This window comes from Haematobacter sp. (genome assembly GCF_032102465.1).
In the GTDB taxonomy this organism is placed as follows: Bacteria; Pseudomonadota; Alphaproteobacteria; order Rhodobacterales; family Rhodobacteraceae; genus Haematobacter.
In genome coordinates this window covers 163,649-183,460 of record NZ_DAMDHB010000002.1, presented here as the reverse complement: position 1 = coordinate 183,460, position 19,812 = coordinate 163,649, and the positions used below count along the sequence as shown (strand labels likewise).

The following is a 19,812-nucleotide window of genomic DNA, read 5'->3' as shown; positions in this document are numbered from 1 at the left end:
GATCGGCGGCCGGAATAGCCACCCGGATTGAACCGGGTCCATGCGAATGCGGCGCTTGTAGCGGAGAAGGCGGTTGTTGCCAAGCGCCTCGTGCCGCTGATGGACGCTCTCGTGGGTGAGCGGCTCGGGCGCGGCGGTTTCTCGCCGCGTCCGGCCGAAGTCATGGTTCAGACAGCAATGCAGTCGGCATAGAACTGGACATCGCCATTCTCGTCCTCCTCCTGCACAAGGCCGTGGATATCCGTTTCAAATCCGGGGCATTCCTTGGCGAATTCGCGGTTGAACTTCAGGTAATCCACGATCTGCCGATTGAACACCTCCCCGGGTATGACCAGCGGGATGCCGGGCGGGTAGGGGGTGACAAGGCTGGTGGTGATCCGCCCCTCAAGCTCGTTGATCGGGACGCGCTGGGTCGTGCGGCGGGCGATATGGGCAAACGCATCGCTCGGTTTCATAGCGGGGACAAGCTCGCTCAGATACATCGCGGTGGACAGGACGGCGACATCGTAGCGCGCGTAGAGTTCGTGGACATGCTGGCAGAGGTCGCGCAGACCCATGCGCTCGTACCGGGGATGCTTGGCACAGAACTCCGGCATGGTGCGCCACATCGGCTTGTTCTTGGCGTAGTCGTCCTTGAACTGCTGAAGCGCCGTCAAGAGGGTGTTCCAGCGGCCCTTGGTGATGCCGATAGTGAACAGCACGAAGAAGCTGTAGAGCCCGGTCTTTTCGACCACCACGCCATGTTCCGCCAGATATTTCGTCACGATCGACGCCGGTATGCCGGTGGCTTCGAACCGCCCGTCAAGGTTCAGCCCCGGCGTGACGATCGTGGCCTTGATCGGATCGAGCATGTTGAAGCCGGGTGCCATGTCGCCGAACCCGTGCCAGGACTCCTCGCCGTCGGAGGGATGGACCCCGTCCGCGTCGGTCCGGCGGAGCACCCAGTCCTTTGCGCGGCCGATACCCTCCTCCTCCAGCTCCTCCGGGCCCCAGACCTGAAACCACCAGTCGTCGTCGCCGAATTCGGCATCGACCTTTCGCATGGCGCGGCGGAAGTCCAGCGCTTCGGCGATGCTCTCCTCCACCAGCGCCGCACCCCCCGGCGGCTCCATCATGGCGGCGGCCACGTCGCAGCTCGCGATGATGCTGTACTGGGGGCTTGTGCTCGTGTGCATCAGATAGGCTTCGTTGAACAGGTGCCGGTCGAGCTTGGTATCCTGCGAATCCTGAACGAGCACGTGGCTCGCCTGACTGATGCCCGCCAGCAGCTTGTGGATGGATTGGGTGGCATAGGTCACAGAATGCCGCGCGCGGGGCCGCTTCCGCCCCATCGCGTGGAACTGTCCGTAGAAGGAATGGAAGGAGGCATGCGGAAGCCACGCTTCATCGAAGTGGAGGTTGTCCACGTAGCCATCCAGCATACCCTTGATGACTTCGGTGTTGTAGAGCACGCCATCATAGGTGGATTGCGTCAGTGTCATGATCCGTGGTTTGACGGTTTCCGGGTCCACCCCTTCCAGCAGCGGGTTCGCGCGGATTTTTTCCTTGATGGACTCGATCTCGAATTCGCTGTGCGGGATGGGGCCGATGATGCCGAAGTTATTGCGCGTCGGCCGCAGGAATACCGGTACAGCACCGGTCATGATGATGCTGTGCAGGATCGACTTGTGGCAGTTGCGATCCACCACCACCACGTCACCGGAGGCAACCGTGTGGTGCCAGACCATCTTGTTGGAGGTGGACGTGCCGTTGGTCACGAAAAAACAGTGATCGGCGTTGAAGATGCGGGCGGCATTTCGCTCGGACGCACCGATCGCGCCGTTGTGGTCCAGAAGCTGCCCCAGCTCCTCCACAGCGTTGCAGACATCGGCCCGCAGCATGTTTTCGCCGTAGAACTGGTGATACATCTGGCCGATGGGGCTCTTCAGGAAAGCCACGCCTCCCGAATGCCCCGGGCAGTGCCAAGAGTAGGAACCGTCCTCCGCATAGTCGAGCAGCGCCTTGAAGAACGGCGGCTGGATGCTTTCCAGATAGCTCTTGGCCTCGCGGATGATGTGGCGGGCCACGAACTCCGGGGTATCCTCGAACATGTGGATGAAGCCGTGCAGCTCTCGCAGGATGTCGTTGGGCAGGTGGCGGCTGGTCTTGGTTTCGCCATAGACGTAGATCGGTACATCTTCGTTCTTGCGCCGCACCTCGCGGATGAAGCTGCGCAGATCCTCGATCACCGGGTCGTCGTCGGGACCGGGGCTGAACTCCTCATCGTCGATGGAGAGGACAAAGGCGCTGGCACGGGACTGCTGCTGGGCGAATTGCGACAGATCGCCGTAGCTGGTCACGCCAAGAACGTCGAAGCCCTCGTTCTCGATGGCCTCCGCCATCGCGCGGATCCCCAGGCCCGAGGAGTTCTCGGACCGGAAATCCTCATCGATGATGACGATGGGAAAGCGGAATTTCATGTCATCCTCCGGGGGAAGTGGCAGCGGTTACGCGACAGGTGCTTTTTGCACAGCCGCCGTCAAGGTCAACCCATGCACTGAACCTGTGGGAAGGCGGAGCCGCCCAATGTCGGAATGGTGATCTCCAGCCTGTCTGAGCCGGCCCCCAGTGAACGGACGGTCCTTTGCGCCGCTGCATCGACAGATCATCCCGACCATCGGGCAAGATGCTGCAAGGGCAAACGGCGGGGTCGCTTCACCGAATATCCCATCAGTCATTTGCACCTCCCCGTGGCAGACGGGTGAGCATGCGCTGATGCAGGTGGAAGAAATGCCCATGAATTCCGCTTATGTTTTGGCTATTCTGGCCTGCGGACGTGAAATATTCATGAAGTTTCGCGTGTTATATGGGAAGTGAACGCGCCTCTGCATGGCAGCGAAAGCCTCCCGGTAAGATGCTCTCACGCGTCACGATCGCGGTCGGACAGCTTCCGTGGCGCACGAACCCACCCCGGCACCCTCACTGTCTCCGGAAGTCACATGGCATGCGGTTGGCGGGGAAGCGGGGGAACACCGATGGCATGGCAGACGTTTCAACTGCATAGCCACGAAAGAGGACGATCATGGACCATTCTGCACATACGCGACTCGCCCCCGAAGAAATCACCGACGCTGTGCTGTCGGGAGCTACGGTCTATGGGCCGGGCGATGAGAAGGTCGGGCACATAGATCATCTGCACGGGGCCGGATCGAATGCTCAGGTGATTATCGACGTCGGGGGTTTTCTTGGGATCGGCGCCAAGCCGGTTGCGCTCAACGTCGCCGATCTGGATATCATGCGTGACGAAAGCGGTGACGTGCATGCCGTCACGCGCTGGACAAAGGATGACTTGAAGTCGATGCCTGAGCATCACCACTAAAAACTGCTGTCGGTCGAAGGTTCGAACCTTCGACCGCTTCACCTCGGCCGCGGACTTTTCCTGAGGCCAGCATTTTGCTTAGGGTTAGCAAGGCCTCTAGTCTGCACCTATCTGAGCACAAACGGATTTGCGACGCCTTCCGCCAGATTCAGCCAAACGCATTTGGTTTGCATGAATTCGTAGATTGCATCTTGCCCATTCTCGCGACCGATACCGCTTTTCTTGAAACCGCCGAACGGCGCCATGAAGCTGACCGCGCGATAGGTATTCACCCATACGGTTCCTGCCTTGATAGCATCCGCCATCCTTATCGCGCGACGCATATCGCGGGTCCATACTCCGGCGGCAAGTCCGTAGATGGTATCGTTGGCAATGCGGATCGCATCATCCTCATCCTCGAACGGGATGATGGACAGAACGGGTCCGAATACTTCTTCCCGTGCGATGCGCATGTCGTTCGTTACATCGCCGAAGATCGTCGGCTCCACGAACCAGCCGTCTGAAAGCGTCTCGTCGCCCGGGATCCCGCCGCCGAGCAGGCAAGCGGCGCCTTCCTCCCGTGCGATACGGATGTAGTCGAGAACCTTCTGACGTTGCGGGCGGGTGGTGATCGGCCCGACCTGCGTCGTGTTCTCCATCGGGTTGCCGAGCTTTGCTGTCGCCGCAAACTCCACCACACGGCGGGAGACCTCGGCATATATCGACCGCTGAACCAGCAACCGCGATCCTGCGATGCAGGTCTGCCCGGACGCCGCGAAGATACCGGAGATTGCGCCCTTCACCGCGTCGTCGAGATTGGCGTCATCGAAGACGATGTTCGGCGATTTGCCACCAAGCTCAAGCGAGACGTGTTTCAACCCCTTCGCAGCCCCGGCGTAAACCGACGCCCCGGTCGCATCGCCGCCCGTGAAGGCGACCTTCTCGACCAGCGGATGCTCGACCAGCACAGCGCCGATCTCCTGCCCGTAACCGGTGACGGTATTGATGACCCCGTCTGGAAAACCCGCCTGCTTGGCCAGCCTGACGAATTCCAGCGTGGAGGCTGATGTGAACTCCGAGGGCTTGATGACCACGGTATTTCCGGCAGCCAGCGCCGCCGCGAGCTTCCACGTCAGCAGCAGCAAGGGCGAGTTCCACGGCGTGATGCAGACGACGACGCCCAGCGGTTCGTGGCGTGTGTAGCTGAATATGTCCGGCTTGTCGGACGGCAGCACCGCCCCTTCGATTTTGTCGGCCAAGCCACCGAAATAATGGTAATATTCCGGCAGATACCGAACCTGACCGGACATCTCGGCGTAGAGCTTCCCATTGTCCCGGGTTTCGATCTCCGCAAGGCGGTCGGCATTGGTCTCGATCAGATCGGCAAACCGTCGCAAGAGCTTGCCCCGCGCGGTCGCCGTCATTCTGGACCATGGCCCTTTAAAGGCGGCATGGGCGGCCTCGATTGCGGCGCGGGCATCATCGGCGTCGCAATGTGGAACCTCGGCCCATGGCTTGCCGGTGAATGGATCCTCCGACACCAGCCAACGGCCTGTTCTGCTCGCCGTCTCCTGCCCGTTCACCGTATTCGTAAAGCGTTCAAGGCCGCTCATATCCGTACCCCCTCACGTCCTTCAGATAGGCTGGTGGCCGAGCGCCATGCGGAAGCGGTTCTTGACATGGACGCCATCCCGCGGCGGCAGAACACGTGGCAGATTTTCCGGCTTTATCTTCAGGGTGGCAAGGCGCAGCCCGTCCCGCTTGTAGATGTCATCGCGGAGCGATTGCACGCCCGTCATATCGGTGATCCGCCCCGTGTGTGGAAATCCGCAGGCGGCCGCCACCTGATCGAGCTCGATACCGCGCCCCGCATGGCTCTCCTGCATGCCGGTTTCGCCGAAGTGACCGTTGTCCAGAATGGCAAGGGTCAGGTTCTGCGGCCTGCGGAGGGCGATGGTGGCCAATGCGCCGAAGCCCATCAGGGATTCACCGTCTCCCGTCAGAACGAGAACGGGCTTGTCGGTCTGGGTCGCGGCGATACCGAGGCCCACCATCGCTGCCGACCCCATGGCGGCCCACAGATAGTAGTTGTTGTCGTGATCACCCGCCGCCATCACGTCATAGGAGGCAGACCCCAGTCCCGTGACCACCAGCAGATCCTTGCGGTCCGCCAGAAGGGCACGCACGACCTCGCGGCGGTCAAGCGAGCCGCCTGCTTTCACTTCACCCATTTCTTCTCTCCGATCAGGCGCTGACCCAGAAGGACGGCGGTTGCGCTATCTCCGTTGAAGGCCATGGTCGCCGCGCCATGGATCAGCGGTTCGACATCTTCCGGTCGGTCAGCCCGCCACACCATCACACCCATGGCGCGCAGCGTTTCCTCCGTCGCCTGACCCATCGGGTTTTGCCAGCCGTTGAATTCCGCCCAGTCGCCCCGCATCGTGATGACCATGAGCAGTGGAAACCGCGCGACCTGCTGCAAGGCCAAGGTGTTGATGCAGTTGCCGACACCGGAGCTTTGCATGAGCAGGGCGCCCCGCTCGCCGCCAAGCCACGCACCTGCGAGATAGCCGATGCCTTCTTCCTCCGTCGTCAGCACGACGGAATTCATCTCATTATCGGCCTCGGCACGCCGGATGGCCGCGGAATGTCCGGCATCCGGTACGTAGGCGACATGCTTCACGTCATGGTTCTTGAGGACGCGATAGACATCCTCCTGCCAGTTCGGCTCAGCCGGAGCATCCGGCGCAGACCTGTCCATTGTTCCACTCCCTGCACTGTTCGGGAGAGCTTACCGCCGGAGGCATATAAAGAATAATGTTAGTATTTTCTTTGAGATATAGCGGTAATAGATGGCTCGTTTACAGGAGCGTCCCTTTCCAAATTCCGCTTTCCACCCTTTCCTGCGTCAGCCGGATGAACAATTCGCCGACGTAGCGGGCCGCCGGACTGACGGGCCGATCGGCAGAGTAGCAGAGCACCAGCTTACGTTCCGGTGCGGGATCGACAAGCGGCGCGCAGGACAGTTCGCCCGCGGCCAAAGACCTGTGAATGGGGGCGACCGGCAGGATCGTCGCACCGAAGCCGGCACGTGTGAGGTCGATCATGGAGGCAAAGGAATCGGCTTCGATCACCTGTGTAAACGTGATACCCGCCACCCGCGCACAGTGATCGAAAATGGCGCGCAGCCCGTGGCGCGGACTGGGAAGCACGAGCGGCTGGAGAGCCAGATCGCGGAACCGGACAGGCCGATCCTCACAGAGAGCGCCCGAGGGGCCGATCAGGAACAGGCTTTCCATGAGCACCGGCCTTACCCGGAGCGAGCGCGTGGACGCCGGGTCATAGGAGATCATCACGTCGAGTTCTCCCCGCGCCATCCAGTCCACCAGATAGCCTGCGAAGGCGGAGGAGAACCGGACGGCAAGTTCAGGGTGATCGTTCTTGATCTGGACCATCAACGGGACTGTCATGAGTTCTGCGACGGTGGGCGTTGCGCCGATCCGGACCAATCCGCGGAAAGAGGACCGCCCCTCTTCCACCGCCCCACGCAGGGAATCGATCTCCGCGAGCACCCGAAGCGCGTGATCCACCGCCGCCTGACCTGCCGGCGTGATAGCCACACCGCGGCCGTGGCGTTCAAAAAGCGGCACCCCCAGCTCCTCCTCCAGCAGACGTATCTGCCTGCTGAGCGCGGGCTGCACGATATTCAGCCGGTCGGCGGCCTTGCTGATACTGCCCAGTTCGGCCACGTGGACGAGGGTGATGAGTTGGTTGATTTCCAAGACCTGCGCCTCCGCTACCTGACGGAAGGATGACATGTCGTCATAATGCGACACCAGCCGGAACAGCGCCGCGAAAGCCCCGCTCGTCCATATGTTTTCGCTAATATCCACGGCAGGAAGGGCGCAACGCGCGTGGAAGCGGCTTACCTTGAGGGTCATGACCCTCAAGCCCGCGGAGCAATAGCGGCAATTGCAGTTAAACAACGTAATGCCCTCGCATGAGGGCCACCCTATTCATGCCGATCCGGTATAGGTGGTAGCATCATCATATATTTGATGTATCGCCACACCTGCTGCACACTTCGCGAAACGATGAGAGGTTTGGGGAGAGTCGGGGTATGTTTGATCACGGCGCGGACGATTATCAGGATATCCGGGATGCGGTTCGGGCGCTTTGCGCAGAATTCCCCGATGAATACCACCGCAAGATCGATGAGGCGCGTGGCTACCCGGAGGAGTTCGTCGAGGCGCTCACACGAGCGGGCTGGATGGCCGCACTGATCCCGGAGGAGTACGGCGGCTCCGGGCTTGGGTTGACGGAAGCGTCGATCATCATGGAGGAGATCAACCGGTCGGGCGGCAATTCGGGCGCTTGCCACGGGCAGATGTACAACATGAACACGCTCGTCCGGCATGGCTCGGAGGAGCAGCGGCGCAGATATCTGCCGAAGATCGCCAGCGGTGAATTGCGCCTGCAATCCATGGGCGTGACCGAGCCGACCACCGGAACGGATACCACCAAGATCAAGACCACCGCCGTTCGCAAGGGTGACCGCTATGTCATCAACGGCCAAAAGGTCTGGATCAGCCGGGTGCAGCATTCCGACCTGATGATCCTGCTCGCCCGCACCACGCCGCTGTCGGAGGTCAAGAAGAAATCCGAGGGCATGTCGATTTTCATCGTCGACATCAAGGAGGCGATGAAATCGGGCATGGAAGTGCGCCCGATCCTGAACATGGTCAATCACGAGACCAACGAACTGTTCTTCGACAACCTCGAAATCCCCGTGGAAAACCTGATCGGCGAGGAAGGCAAGGGCTTCAAGTATATCCTCACCGGCCTCAATGCAGAGCGGACGCTGATCGCGGCCGAGTGCATCGGAGACGGTTACTGGTTCACCGACAGGGTCGTGAAATATGTCAGCGAACGCAATGTCTTCGGTCGGCCCATCGGCCAGAACCAGGGCGTGCAGTTCCCGATCGCGGAGGCCTATATCGAGATAGAGGCCGCGAACCTCATGCGGTTCGATGCCTGCCGCCGCTATGACGCGCACGAGGATTGCGGCGCACAGGCCAACATGGCGAAGTATCTTGCCGCAAAGGCAAGCTGGGAGGCGGCGAATGCCTGTCTCCAGTTCCACGGGGGCTTCGGTTTCGCCTGCGAATACGACGTGGAGCGGAAGTTCCGTGAAACCCGTCTCTATCAGGTTGCACCGATCTCGACCAACCTCATCCTGTCCTATGTCGCCGAACACGTTCTCGGCCTGCCGCGGAGCTTCTGATGGTGTATCAGCCGCTGAAGGGCCTGACGGTCGTCGCCATCGAGCAGGCCGTCGCGGCTCCGTTCACCACCTCCCGGTTGGCGGATGCCGGAGCGGAAGTCATCAAGATCGAGCGGCCGGAAGGTGATTTCGCGCGCGGTTACGATGACGTGGCCAACGGGCAGTCGAGCTATTTCGTCTGGCTGAACCGGGGCAAGACCTCCGTCACGCTCGATCTGGCGAGCGATGAGGGCCGGGAGGAGCTGGCGCGGTTGCTGGACGGGGCCGACGTGCTCGTTCAGAACCTCAAGCGCGGGGCGCTCGAAAAGCTCGGCTTTTCCTTCGAGCGTCTGGCGCAGGAGTGGCCCCGGCTCATCACCTGCTCGATCACCGGGTATGGCGAGAACGGGCCGATGGCCGATCGGAAGGCCTATGACCTGCTGATACAGGCCGAGTCCGGTTTGTGCTCGATCACCGGCGGGCCTGAAGCCGCGGCTCGCGTCGGTATTTCCATCGTCGATATCGCGACGGGAGCCACCGCTCATGCCGCCATTCTCGAAGCCCTAATCGCGCGGGGGGTGACGGGCAGGGGGGCACAGATTTCTGTCTCCATGTTCGATGTGATGGCCGACTGGCTCACCGTCCCGCTGCTGAACCATGAGGGTGGCAAGTCGCCACGGCGGCTTGGCATGGCCCATCCGTCCATCGCGCCTTACAGCGTGTTCACCTGCAGTGACGGCAAGCCGATCCTGATCTCCGTGCAAAGCGACCGGGAGTGGCGCAAGCTGGCGGATGTATTTCTGGGGCGGCCCGAACTGGGCAGCGATCCGCGCTTCGCGACCAACGTGGCCCGGGTGCGTAACCGGCCGGAGACCGACAGCCTGGTCGCCGAAGGTTTCGCGCGCCGAACGGCGGAGGAGGCAAGCCTTGCACTTCTCAAGGCGGATGTCGCCTTCGCCTCGGTCAGCGACATGCAGCTGCTGTCACAGCATCCGCATCTGCGGCGCATCACGGTGGAGACGCCCAACGGACCGGTCAGCTACCCCGCGCCGGCCGCCGTTATCTCCGGCGAGCAGCGCAGCTATGGGCCAGTGCCCGCTTTGAACCGGGTGGAGGTCAAGGCATGACCGTGGATATCGATTACTTGCGGGAGTGGATCGGGCGCGGTGAGCGGAAATCCGAGCGTGTCACGCAGGCGCTGGTTGAACGCTTTAACGCCACGCTGGATCTGGACGGCGATGCGAGGGACGGGGATGCCGCCCCGCTGCTCATCCATCTCTGCCTCGCGCCCCCTGCCGCTCCGACTGCCAGCCTGGGGGTGGACGGGCACCCCGCGCGGGGCGGTTTCCTGCCTCCCGTGCCGCTGCCGCGCCGGATGTGGGCCGGAGGAGCATTTGCTTTTCACGACGCGATCCGCGTGGGGGAGCAGGTAACGCGCATCTCCACCATCCGGGACGTGACCTTGAAAGAGGGGCGCACCGGGCCGCTTTCCTTCGTCACGGTGGACCACCGGATCGAGAGTGACGACAGGCTGGTGATCGAAGAACGGCAGGACATCGTCTATCGCAATGCGGACGCGCCGGGCGGCACCCCGAAACCGGTGGAACCGGCGGCGCGGGGGATGCATAGCACCCCGGTCACTCCCACGCCGCCGTTGTTGTTTCGTTATTCCGCGCTGACATTCAACGGCCACCGTATCCACTACGATCAGCCCTATGTGACCGGAGAGGAGGGCTATCCCGGTCTCGTGGTCCATGGGCCGCTTCAGGCGACGCAGCTTGTGCAGTTCGCCGCAAAACTGCGTGGCAGCAGTCCCGCCCGCTTCGACTTCCGCTCGCTGTCTCCGTTGTATGATACCGCCGATTACACGCTCAATGCAGAGACTGACGGCGACGGCCTGCGGCTCTGGACTGCCCGCGTCGATGGGCCGGTGGCGATGGAAGCACGTGCGACATGGTGACCGCCATTCGGGCGCCGTTGTTCGTGCCGGCAAACCGGCCCGAGCGTTTCGCCAAGGCCGCAGCTTCAGGCACTGACGCGGTGATCCTTGATCTGGAAGACGCGGTTGCCGCCGATGCGAAGGACACGGCCCGCGCCGCGCTGACCGCCGATTTCACGGATCTGCCGGTCATCGTGCGGATCAATGCCCTCGGAACGCCCTGGCATGAGGCGGATATCGCGGCGGTCGCGGCGCTTCGCCCGGCTGCGGTGATGCTGCCCAAGGCGGAGGAGGCGGGCGCGGTGGCGGCCGTGGCGGCGCAGGTCGGTCTGCCCGTTATCGCTCTGGTGGAAACGGCGCGTGGGCTGGCTGCGGCACGATCCATCGCCGCGGCGGAAGGTGTCATGCGGCTTGCCTTCGGTTCGGTCGATTTCTGCGCCGATCTGGGATGCGCGCATCTGCGAGAGGTTCTGCTTCCTGCGCGGTTCGAACTGGTTCTTGCCTCGCGCCTTGCGGGGATCGCCGCTCCCCTCGACGGTGTGACAGTGCAACTGGATGACCTGTCCGTGAGCGGTGAAGACGCCGCCCATGCCCGCTCGCTCGGGATGACGGGCAAGCTTTGCATCCATCCGAAGCAGGTCGGGGTCATCCGCAACGCCTTTGCCCCCTCGGAAGCAGAGATCGACTGGGCGCGCCGGGTGATCGCGTCCGGCGATGGTGCGGTTTCCGTCGATGGCGCAATGGTGGATGAGCCCGTACGCCTTCGCGCCCGCGCCATTCTCGCAACGGCGGGCTGATACCCGTCGAGGGGCTTGGGGCTGACGCCCTTGAGAGCCGGTTCTCCGTCGCGGCGAGCCGTGCCGGAAAGTTTGCGTGGGTGCATGGGCGCGGCCAGGTATCCCGCAGATCGCGCCTTGTGGAACGCAGCCACCCCTCCCGCTTCACATGCGCAGGAGGGGTATTCAAGTCACGCTCGATACTCCGCCCAACCGGGTTGTTGATCTCATGGAACTGCCAGCATTCCCAACGATGCCTAGGCAAGTACCTTCGACCGATGCCCGGATCAGCTATCCCTCCTTCCGACCGAATAGTGGCGGCGGGCGGTGCGCGGGTGTGGTTATCATCGCCGCATGGCAAGGATTTGCTCGGCCGGATAGCGGGATGACGACTATACGTGCGGTCGGATTAGCGCCTCTGGGAGCACGGTAGCGGGTGATGCAAGCAGCACCGCCCCGCAACGGGCGAAAGCGCCGTCCCCGCGATCATTCCAGCTTCGGGTCCACCAGCTTCGGATTGACGCTCGCGGCGAGATGAAGAAACCTCTCCCATCTTGTTCCCCGCCTGGCCACTGGATCCGAAAGAAGCATGACACCCGCTCCCTCAAGGCAAGGAAAGCACCGTACCGGACGGGCCGCGTTTGCTGAGCCCATGAGGCAGTTCATCCTGCTCGCCGGCAGCGTGCTGCTTGCCGGGATGATCGGCACCGGCTTCTGGGTCAACGGGGAGGTCCGAAAGATCGTCACGCAGAATGCCGGGGCCGTCACGGCGCTCTATGTCGATGCGATGATCACCCCGGCCGCGCAGGATCTCGAACTGCCGGGAGGGATCGGCGATGCCACCCGCACCCTGCTGGAGGAGATCGTGCGGCGCGGAGAGCTGAGCCGGCAGGTGTCGGCTTTCAAGCTCTGGAACACGGCGGGGGAGGTCGTGTACAGCACCCGGCCCAGGATGACCGGCCAGGCCGGGAGAGACAATCCGCGGTTGAGAGCCGCCCTTGACGGTCAGGTTCATGCCGCGCTGCGCAGGGTGACCATGCCGCCGGAAGCCGAACCGCAGGATCTGATGGAGGTCTATAGCCCCGTCCATTCGACGACCACCGGTCAGGTCATCGGCGCGGCAGAATTCTATACCGGCAGCGAGACCTTGCGCGCGAACCTGTTCCGCAGCCAGTTGAACAGTTGGCTTGCCGTCGGACTGGTGACGCTGGGAATGTTTGCGGCCCTCTACACGCTTTTCGCCCGCAGCGCGCGGACGATCAGGCAGCAGAAAGCGGCGCTGGACGACAAGATTGCCGAGCTTTCGGCTTCGCTCGTCCACAATGACGCTCTGGCGCGGAAAGTGGAGCGGGCAAATCAGCGCGCCACGGAGATCAACGATCTCACGCTGAAGAGGCTGTCGGCAGATCTGCATGACGGGCCCGCGCAACACCTCGCCTTCGCCGCGATGCGCCTCGACGGCGTCAAGGGACAGGAAGAGGTGGCAGAGGCGGTGGATGCTGCCCTGACCGAACTGCGCTTCATCTGTCGCGGCATGGTGTTGCCCGAACTTCGCAAGCTCGACGTTGCGGCGATTATCCGCCGCGCCGTCGCCGCGCATGAAGCCAGAGTGCGGCAGGGCGTCACGCTCTACATGCCGGATACGCTGGCGGCATTGCCGCTTCCGCTGCGCAACTGCATCCATCGTTTCGTGCAGGAAACCCTCAACAATAGCGCCCGCCACGCGCCGCGGGCCGATCTGGCGGTGCATGTCCGCTCCACGGATGGCGGCATCGGTATCGAGGTTACCGACACCGGTCCCGGCTTCGATCCGGGCGCCGAAACCGCGGGGCTGGGGCTGGCCGGACTGCGGGAACGAGCGCTCAGCCTGCGCGGAACATTCAGCTTGCGCAGCGACGAGGGGGCAGGCACATCCGTTGCCATGTGGTTGCCCGCATGCGCCGAAGGCAAAGCTCCTAATGACACGCATCCTGATCGTTGACGACCACCCGATCTTCCGACGCGGCTTGGCCCTGTCCCTCGCCGAGGCGGGAGATCTCGTGGTTTGCGGAGAGGGGGCCACGGCGGAGGAGGCCGTTTCCCTTGCCCGGAGCCTGCGGCCCGATGTGGTTCTGCTCGATCTTTCGCTGCCGGGGGGCGGATTGTCGGCGCTGCCTGCGCTGCGCCTTCTTACCGGGGTGGCCGTCGCGGTGCTGACCGCCTCGGAGGACAGCGACGATCTGACCAACGCTTTGTCGGCGGGAGCGGCGGGATATATCGTCAAGGGCGTGGGAGGCCGCACATTGATCGACGCGGTGCGCACCATTGCCCGGGGGGAGGGTTACGTCACTCCGACGGTCGCCGCCCGTGTCATCTCCGAGATGGGGCGCGACGCAAGGATGAGCCTCCCCGCCTGCGACGATCAGCAGGCGGGACTTCGTGCGCGTCTGCTGGACCAGCTCACCCCGAGGGAGGCCGCGGTGCTGAGGCTGGTGGCGGAGGGACGATCCAACAAGGAAATTGCCCGCCTTACGGAAGTGCATGAAAAAACGGTCAAAAATCACATGACCCGCATTCTCTACAAGCTGAACGCCCGCAACAGGACAGAGGCCGCAATGCTGCTGCGCGGTGAACGGGGCGGGGTCGGGACACCGGACTAAAGTCCCGGAAGGTCCGGCATTGGTCCCGGGCCAATTTCGATGAGTTTTTTTGTCGGCTATGCAGTCCGCGACAGGCCGTGGGCCCGCGGAAAGGGAAATCCTCCGCCCATGGTGTCGCCTTCAGCCAGACCCGCGCGATGCGAAGGGGCCAGCAAACGAGCATGCAGTCGGCAGGCCAACCGGTAATCGTCGGGGCGCCGCTACCACCGGGCCCGCGACTGCCGGGCCGATTACGAGGATATACCCATGAAGACCACACTCCTCTGCGGCATTGCGTTTGCATTCGCGGGTTCGATGGCCTCTGCCGACTCGCTTGTGATCTATTCCGGTCGTGGTGAGGCCCTGGTCGCCCCACTCATCGCTCAGTTCGAGGCCGAAACCGGCATTGATGCCGAGGTCCGCTACGGCTCCACCTCCGAGATGGCGACGCTGTTGATGGAGGAGGGCACGCGCACCCCGGCCGACGTGTTCTGGGCGCAGGATGCCGGGGCCCTTGGCGCGCTTTCATCGCAGTTCGCCGACCTCTCCCCCGCCGTCAGTGAAACGGTGCTGGAGGTATTCCGCGATCCGTCGAACAAATGGGTAGCAACATCCGGGCGGACCCGCGTTCTGGTCTATTCTCCCGAGCGTGTGCAGGAGGCCGACCTGCCCCGCGCAATCACCGATCTGACGGATGCGAAATACAAGGGCCGCGTTGCCTGGGCGCCGACCAACGGTTCGTTTCAGGCCTTCGTGACCGCCTTCCGCCTGACCCATGGCGATGAGGCTGCAAAGGCCTGGCTGGAGGGTATGAAGGCCAACGAAACCAAGGTCTTCAAGAACAACGGCACCCAGATCGAGGGCATCGCCAATGGCGAGGTGGATTTCGGACTGGTGAACAACTACTACTTGGGTCGCTACACAGCGAAAGACGACAAGTTCCCGGTGGACCAGACCCATTTCGGCGCAGGTGACATCGGCAATCTGGTGTTGGTCGCGGGGGCCGGTGTGACAGAGGCCTCCGACAACAAGGACGCCGCGCAGAAGTTCGTGGATTTCCTCCTGTCGCCCGCCGCGCAGCAGTTCATCACCCTTCAGGGCAACGAATACCCGGTGCGGCAGGGCATCATCCCGCAGGCGACCCTCGAACCGCTTGCCACGGTGGAGGAAATCAGCCCCAAGGTCGACGTGAACAAGCTCGGCGATCTTGAGGGGACGCTGGCGCTGCTGCGTGACGTGGGTCTGCTCTGAGCCTGAGTCCGACGGTGAGAGTGACAACGGCGGGGCAGAAGCCCCGCCCTCCGCTTGTTGTGGTGCTGCCCGTTCTGCTGGTGCTGGGGGGAACATGCCTGCCGGTGATCTATCTGCTGATGCGCGCCTTTGCCGCAGAGCCTGAACAGATCGCCCAGATCGTGCTGCGAGAGAGGAACCTGCTGCTCCTCGCCAACACGTTGAAGCTGGTGGCGCTGGTTCTGGGGCTGGGCACGCTGATCGCTTTGCCGATGGCCTGGCTGGTGACGCGCAGCGATCTTGGCCACAGGCGGCTCGTGTCCTTTCTGATGGTGCTGCCGCTGGCGGTGCCTGGCTACGTCATGGCCTACGCGATCATCGGCCTGTCCGGGTATTACGGGTTCCTGAAGCACTGGTTCGGCCTGTCGCTGCCGCCGCTGCGGGGGCTGTGGGGCGCGGGACTGGCGCTGACGCTCTACACGTTTCCCTATATCTTCCTGAATCTGCGGGCAGCGTTTCTCGGCATGGACCCGGCGCTGGAGGAAACCGCCCGCAGCCTTGGCCGGTCGCGGACATCCGTCTTTCGCCAGGTCGTTCTGCCCCAGCTATGGCCCGCGCTCGTTTCGGGCTGGCTGGTCGTCGGGCTTTATGTGATCGGCGATTTCGGAGCCGTCGCTCTGATACGGTATGAGGTTTTCAGCTACGCGATCTATACCCAGTACAGCGGCGCCTTCGACCGCACCTATGCGGCGTGGCTGGCGTTGATCCTGCTGGCGATGACGGTGGCTGCGCTGTTCGCGCAAGGGCGGCTGACCCGCAATCGCCGTTTTGCCGCCACGGGCAGCGGGGCGCGGCGGCTTGCGCAGCCCATCGCGCTCGGGGCATGGCGCTGGCCCGCGCGTCTGTGCGTCTGCGGCGTGGCGCTGGCCGCGCTCGGCCTGCCGCTGATGGTGCTTCTGCACTGGATGCGGCTCGGCCTGCCGTCGCTGAACGCGGCTGATCTGGGGGCGGCGATGACCGCGACGGTGCTGATCGCCGGGCCCGCCGCACTGGTCGCCATGGCGCTGGCCTTGCCGGTCGTCCTGCTTGACCTGCGCTGGCCCGGGCCACTCTCCCGCCTGGCGGAGCGGCTGGCGTGGTTGGGCTATGCAACGCCCGCCCTTGCACTGGCGCTCTCGCTCGCATTCCTGACGTTGCAGGTGGCCCCGGTACTCTATCAAACCCATGCGCTGCTGATCTTTGCCTATGTCATCAGCTTCATCGCACTGGCGTTTGGGCCGATCCGGCTGGCGCTGATGCAGATCGGCCCGCATCAGGAAGAGGCGGCCCGTGCGCTTGGCGCTTCTCCTCTGCGCGCGTTTGCCAGCGTGGTGATGCCCCGCCTGCGACGCCCGATGATCGCTGCAGGCATCCTTGTTTTCGTCATGGTGGTGAAAGACCTGCCCATCGCGTGGATGCTTGCCCCCACCGGCACGCGGACCCTCGCCACCACGATCTTCGCCCGCACCGGAGAGGGGATGATGGCGGAAGCCGCGCCGTTCGCGCTGGTCCTGATCCTCTTTTCGGCGGTATTCGTCGGGCTGATCCTGAAGTACGAGGGCGGCGGAAGGGGAGCGCGAAAGTGACGGAAGCTCTGCTGCAACTCGAAGGCATCGAAAAACGCTTTGGCGCCACCACGGCCGTGACGGACATCTCGCTGACGGTGGCTGCGGGTGAAATCCTTGCCCTGATCGGCCCTTCGGGTTGCGGCAAGACAACGACGCTGCGAATGATCGCGGGGTTCGAGACGCCGGATGCCGGGCGTATCATGCTCTCCGGTCGCGATGTCACCACCCTGCCGCCGGAACGGCGGAAGGTCGGGATCGTGTTTCAGGATTATGCGCTCTTTCCCCACATGACCGTGGCGGAGAACATCCTTTTCGGATGCAGAGACCCCGCTGCGCTGCCCCGGCTCCTCGCCATGGTCGGGCTGAGCGGGCTGGAGCACCGGTTCCCGGACCAGCTTTCCGGCGGACAGCAGCAGCGGGTGGCGCTTGCCAGGACGCTGGCCTTTCAGCCGCGTCTGATCCTGCTCGACGAGCCGTTCTCGAACCTCGATACCGACCTGCGCACGGCTGCCAGACAGGAAATCCGCCGTCTGCTGAAGGCAAGCGGCTGCGGGATCATCATCGTTACCCACGATCAGGACGAGGCGCTCGGCTTTGCCGACCGTGTTGCCGTGCTGCGCCATGGCCGACTGCTTCAGTGCGGGCCGGTGCACGAGGTATACGAGCGTCCCGCGGATGTCTTCGTCGCGCGCGCCCTTGGCCGCACGAACCTGATCCCTGGGCTGCGCGACACCGCCGGTCATTGGGCGGAAACCGCCATCGGGCGTATTCCCGTGCCCGATGCGCGGGCGGGAGAAATCGTGTTTTCCGTGCGACCGCAGGACATTCTGCTCAGCCCCGTCAAGGGCGATCAGGCTGGCAATGGGCAGGTGGTTGCATCGGAGTATCGCGGGCGCTTCACGATCTGCACGGTGGATTGCGCAGGCCTGCTGGTGGAGGCTGAAAGCCGCACGCCTTTCCGGGATGGTGCGAATGTCCACGTCGGTTTGCGGCCCGATGTTACCCCTGCGCCGGTGAGCCCGCTCCCCGAACAGCCCGGAACGGGGCCAGCATTTCCAGACCCTCCGCTCTGATCGGCGCGATGCAGTCCGGCGGCGGAGCGTATCGCAACCGTCACATATTCTTCGAGAGCAGCACCCATACGGCAGGACGAGAGGGGGCGGCTAAGAAGCGTGTCGCTGGATATGGGGTGAGCTGGCACCCACAATGGACAGCGAAAGGCGGCACACAGTGGAAGCGCGCCCGCCCGGCCTCACTCTGCCGGTTCGAAGCGGAAGGGTTTTGCGGGCGTGAACTTGCCGGATACCTCCCCGGACTGAAGGGCGACCATATCAACGCCCACATCCAGCCAGCGCACCCCGCTGTTCGCGGCAAAATCAAGACGTTTCAGATCGACCCAGAAGACATTGGGCGAGATCGCGGATTCCACATAGAACAGCCGATCCTTCTGATCCGCCACCACCCGCCACCGCGTGGTCGAGAGGTTCGGCGCTTCCGGGGTAGTGATGCCGTACGGCACAGAGGTATTGCGGATCACGCTGAAGGCCGCCGCAGCCGCCTCGCGCGGGTCGTCGGATTGTACGACCATGTCGATATAGGTTCCGGCCCGCACGAAACGGTCGGAAGCGCGGGTGGTGCCCGGCAGCATCTCCCGCGGATTGACGCCCCGCCAGTAGGCGGCCACTGCCAGCTGCTCGGGATAGGGCGGATCGTTGGTCATCACCCTGTATTCGGGGCCATGATGGATGATCAACTCGCCATCGATCCATTCGAGGATGGCGCTGTCGCCGCTCGCATCGGACAAGGACAGATGCACCGTCGTCAGCCGCCCCGGCTGTACCGGAACATCCCGCGTCACGACATGGAAGGGCCGCGCCTTCAGGTCCGCCACGGCCTCCGCCACGGTGGCATAGTTGTCCAGGAAATACTGCGCCCAAACCGACAGCGACATCTGGGGTGTGCTGCCGTCGTCTTCGGGATAATCCGAGCTTTCCAGCCACAGCATGTTCGCGACCAGCCCGGTCTCGTTCATGCCGTCGACGGTGGCGATGTCATAGCCCGAGACGATCAGGCTGCCGTATTTCGATGTCCACTCCAGCGAGCGCGGCCCGGCCTCGCCCGTGCGGGTCATGCGGCGCGGAAAGACCCACAGGTTGGACAGCATCGGCAGGCTCCAGTCCATCGACCGCGCCGTCAACACCCGGCCTTCCGGCCCATGATAGACCACACGGGTGCAGGCCTCGGCGACAGGAGCGGCGGTGAGCGCGGCAATGGCTCCCGTGGCGAGAAGCAGGCGCAGCATGGGATTTCCTCTTTTCAGAACTGTCGGAAGACGCTTGATTGTCCGGTCATCGTAGCATCGAAATCTCCGCCGCCATCGCGATAATCAGCAGGGAGCCGCAGCGCACTTCTGAAAACCGTTGCCATCCCTGCGGCACCATGATGGGCGCGGCGCCCTCCGAAAAGAGGAATCGAACTTCCTGATCAACACGCGTGATGGAGATGGAGTGGTCGCGGCGCTCACATGGAAACCGGCCTGACGGCAAGACATCGGCGACCGATGCTCATCACCGGCGCCGGAACGGAGAGCGACGGTGCGACGCCCCTGGGCGGTTGCTCAGAGGGGACGCGCTCGTGGTCGGCATCCGTGGAAACATAGCTGCCTGTCCAATCTCCGTGTAGGCGCCCGAGGCGCTCTCGAAGGTTCGGGTGCCCCCTCCCGTCATACGGTTGCGGGTGATCCCCGCGGATCGCTTTGCGTACCTGCGGAGTAAGCGCGATGGAGATGTCGAGCGCGATCCGCAGGACCTTAGCAGGCTGCTGAAAAAGTTCTGAACTGTCATGCCTATGTACCGGAAATCGGCCCGGAAACGCCCGGAAGATTTCCGGCTGGATTTCGTCAGATGGTGTCAGATGGTGAACGATTTCCACTCCAACACAGGCCAAAAAGCCTTTTTCAGCAGCCTGCTAGATATGCTGGGCGCGACCATGGTACATGATAGCTGCGGGGGTCAGCAAACCGCAGAATGTCCAGCGATCAGA

At 63.3% G+C, this 19,812-nt stretch carries 18 protein-coding genes and 1 other annotated feature (1 of these 19 running past the window's edge); of the genes, 12 read left to right on the top strand and 6 right to left on the bottom strand.

Going from position 1 to position 19,812, the window contains the following annotated elements:
• Positions 1–43 (bottom strand) — a sequence feature (sul1 is cis-regulatory element that is thought to sense ions involved in sulfur or methionine metabolism; They are found in Alphaproteobacteria); it reaches 12 nt to the left of the window's first position.
• Positions 28–192 carry a hypothetical protein gene (locus tag RT513_RS03080; protein WP_313533531.1) on the top strand — a complete coding sequence of 55 codons (165 nt, stop codon included), beginning with the start codon at positions 28–30 and terminating at the stop codon, positions 190–192. Its footprint overlaps the feature before it by 16 nt.
• On the opposite strand, the gene RT513_RS03075 is transcribed toward RT513_RS03080, so the two are convergent.
• Positions 168–2,459 (bottom strand): arginine/lysine/ornithine decarboxylase, encoded by a 2,292-nt coding sequence (locus tag RT513_RS03075; protein WP_088214661.1) that lies wholly within the window; start codon positions 2,457–2,459, stop codon positions 168–170. The two genes, RT513_RS03080 and RT513_RS03075, sit on opposite strands and share 25 nt — an antisense overlap.
• 148 nt (positions 2,460–2,607) lie before the next feature.
• On the opposite strand from RT513_RS03075, the gene RT513_RS03070 reads away from it, so the two are divergent.
• A complete protein-coding gene (locus RT513_RS03070) occupies positions 2,608–2,856 on the top strand; it encodes a hypothetical protein (RefSeq protein ID WP_290689037.1) in 249 nt (82 codons plus the stop codon).
• Between the two features lie 205 nt (positions 2,857–3,061).
• Entirely contained in the window at positions 3,062–3,358 is a 297-nt protein-coding gene (locus RT513_RS03065) for a PRC-barrel domain-containing protein (protein WP_290689039.1), read from the top strand.
• A 107-nt stretch (positions 3,359–3,465) separates the two neighbouring features.
• Here the strand turns inward: RT513_RS03065 and RT513_RS03060 are convergent, their stop codons facing one another.
• The 4 genes from RT513_RS03060 to RT513_RS03045 form a co-directional block, all read right to left on the bottom strand.
• Positions 3,466–4,950 carry an aldehyde dehydrogenase gene (locus RT513_RS03060; RefSeq protein WP_290689041.1) on the bottom strand — a complete coding sequence of 495 codons (1,485 nt, stop codon included), beginning with the start codon at positions 4,948–4,950 and terminating at the stop codon, positions 3,466–3,468.
• Positions 4,951–4,971: 21 nt separating this feature from the next.
• Entirely contained in the window at positions 4,972–5,568 is a 597-nt protein-coding gene (locus tag RT513_RS03055) for a thiamine pyrophosphate-dependent enzyme (protein ID WP_290689043.1), read from the bottom strand.
• On the bottom strand, positions 5,556–6,098 hold the full coding sequence (locus tag RT513_RS03050) for a thiamine pyrophosphate-binding protein (protein ID WP_290689045.1): 543 nt from the start codon (positions 6,096–6,098) through the stop codon (positions 5,556–5,558). Before RT513_RS03050 ends, RT513_RS03055 begins: the two co-directional genes overlap by 13 nt.
• Before the next feature lie 100 nt (positions 6,099–6,198).
• Positions 6,199–7,278, bottom strand: a complete 1,080-nt coding sequence (locus tag RT513_RS03045) for a LysR substrate-binding domain-containing protein (protein WP_290689047.1) — start codon at positions 7,276–7,278, stop codon at positions 6,199–6,201.
• Between the two features lie 179 nt (positions 7,279–7,457).
• Here RT513_RS03045 and RT513_RS03040 point away from each other — a divergent pair, with 179 nt between their 5' ends.
• The 9 genes from RT513_RS03040 (at position 7,458) to RT513_RS03000 (ending at position 17,843) form a co-directional block, all read left to right on the top strand.
• Positions 7,458–8,621 carry an acyl-CoA dehydrogenase family protein gene (locus RT513_RS03040; protein WP_035746904.1) on the top strand — a complete coding sequence of 388 codons (1,164 nt, stop codon included), beginning with the start codon at positions 7,458–7,460 and terminating at the stop codon, positions 8,619–8,621.
• A complete protein-coding gene (locus RT513_RS03035) occupies positions 8,621–9,727 on the top strand; it encodes a CaiB/BaiF CoA transferase family protein (protein ID WP_088214666.1) in 1,107 nt (368 codons plus the stop codon). The genes RT513_RS03040 and RT513_RS03035 overlap by 1 nt, the downstream gene beginning before the upstream one ends.
• Positions 9,724–10,560, top strand: coding sequence for a MaoC family dehydratase N-terminal domain-containing protein (locus RT513_RS03030; RefSeq protein ID WP_290689051.1), 837 nt, complete (start codon positions 9,724–9,726; stop codon positions 10,558–10,560). Before RT513_RS03035 ends, RT513_RS03030 begins: the two co-directional genes overlap by 4 nt.
• Positions 10,554–11,336, top strand: coding sequence for an HpcH/HpaI aldolase/citrate lyase family protein (locus RT513_RS03025; protein ID WP_290689053.1), 783 nt, complete (start codon positions 10,554–10,556; stop codon positions 11,334–11,336). The genes RT513_RS03030 and RT513_RS03025 overlap by 7 nt, the downstream gene beginning before the upstream one ends.
• 631 nt (positions 11,337–11,967) lie before the next feature.
• The gene (locus RT513_RS03020; protein WP_290689055.1) at positions 11,968–13,296 is read left to right on the top strand and encodes a sensor histidine kinase; all 1,329 of its coding nucleotides are present in this window, start codon (positions 11,968–11,970) and stop codon (positions 13,294–13,296) included.
• A complete protein-coding gene (locus RT513_RS03015) occupies positions 13,274–13,954 on the top strand; it encodes a response regulator transcription factor (RefSeq protein WP_290689057.1) in 681 nt (226 codons plus the stop codon). Before RT513_RS03020 ends, RT513_RS03015 begins: the two co-directional genes overlap by 23 nt.
• Before the next feature lie 246 nt (positions 13,955–14,200).
• Positions 14,201–15,184 carry an iron ABC transporter substrate-binding protein gene (locus tag RT513_RS03010; RefSeq protein WP_290689059.1) on the top strand — a complete coding sequence of 328 codons (984 nt, stop codon included), beginning with the start codon at positions 14,201–14,203 and terminating at the stop codon, positions 15,182–15,184.
• A gap of 14 nt (positions 15,185–15,198) precedes the next feature.
• Positions 15,199–16,788, top strand: coding sequence for an ABC transporter permease (locus RT513_RS03005; RefSeq protein WP_290689061.1), 1,590 nt, complete (start codon positions 15,199–15,201; stop codon positions 16,786–16,788).
• The gene (locus RT513_RS03000; RefSeq protein ID WP_088214671.1) at positions 16,785–17,843 is read left to right on the top strand and encodes an ABC transporter ATP-binding protein; all 1,059 of its coding nucleotides are present in this window, start codon (positions 16,785–16,787) and stop codon (positions 17,841–17,843) included. The genes RT513_RS03005 and RT513_RS03000 overlap by 4 nt, the downstream gene beginning before the upstream one ends.
• Before the next feature lie 179 nt (positions 17,844–18,022).
• On the opposite strand, the gene RT513_RS02995 is transcribed toward RT513_RS03000, so the two are convergent.
• Positions 18,023–19,072: a linear amide C-N hydrolase gene (locus RT513_RS02995; protein WP_290689064.1), complete on the bottom strand. Its 1,050-nt coding sequence runs from the start codon at positions 19,070–19,072 to the stop codon at positions 18,023–18,025.
• Between the last annotated feature and the right edge of the window lie 740 nt (positions 19,073–19,812).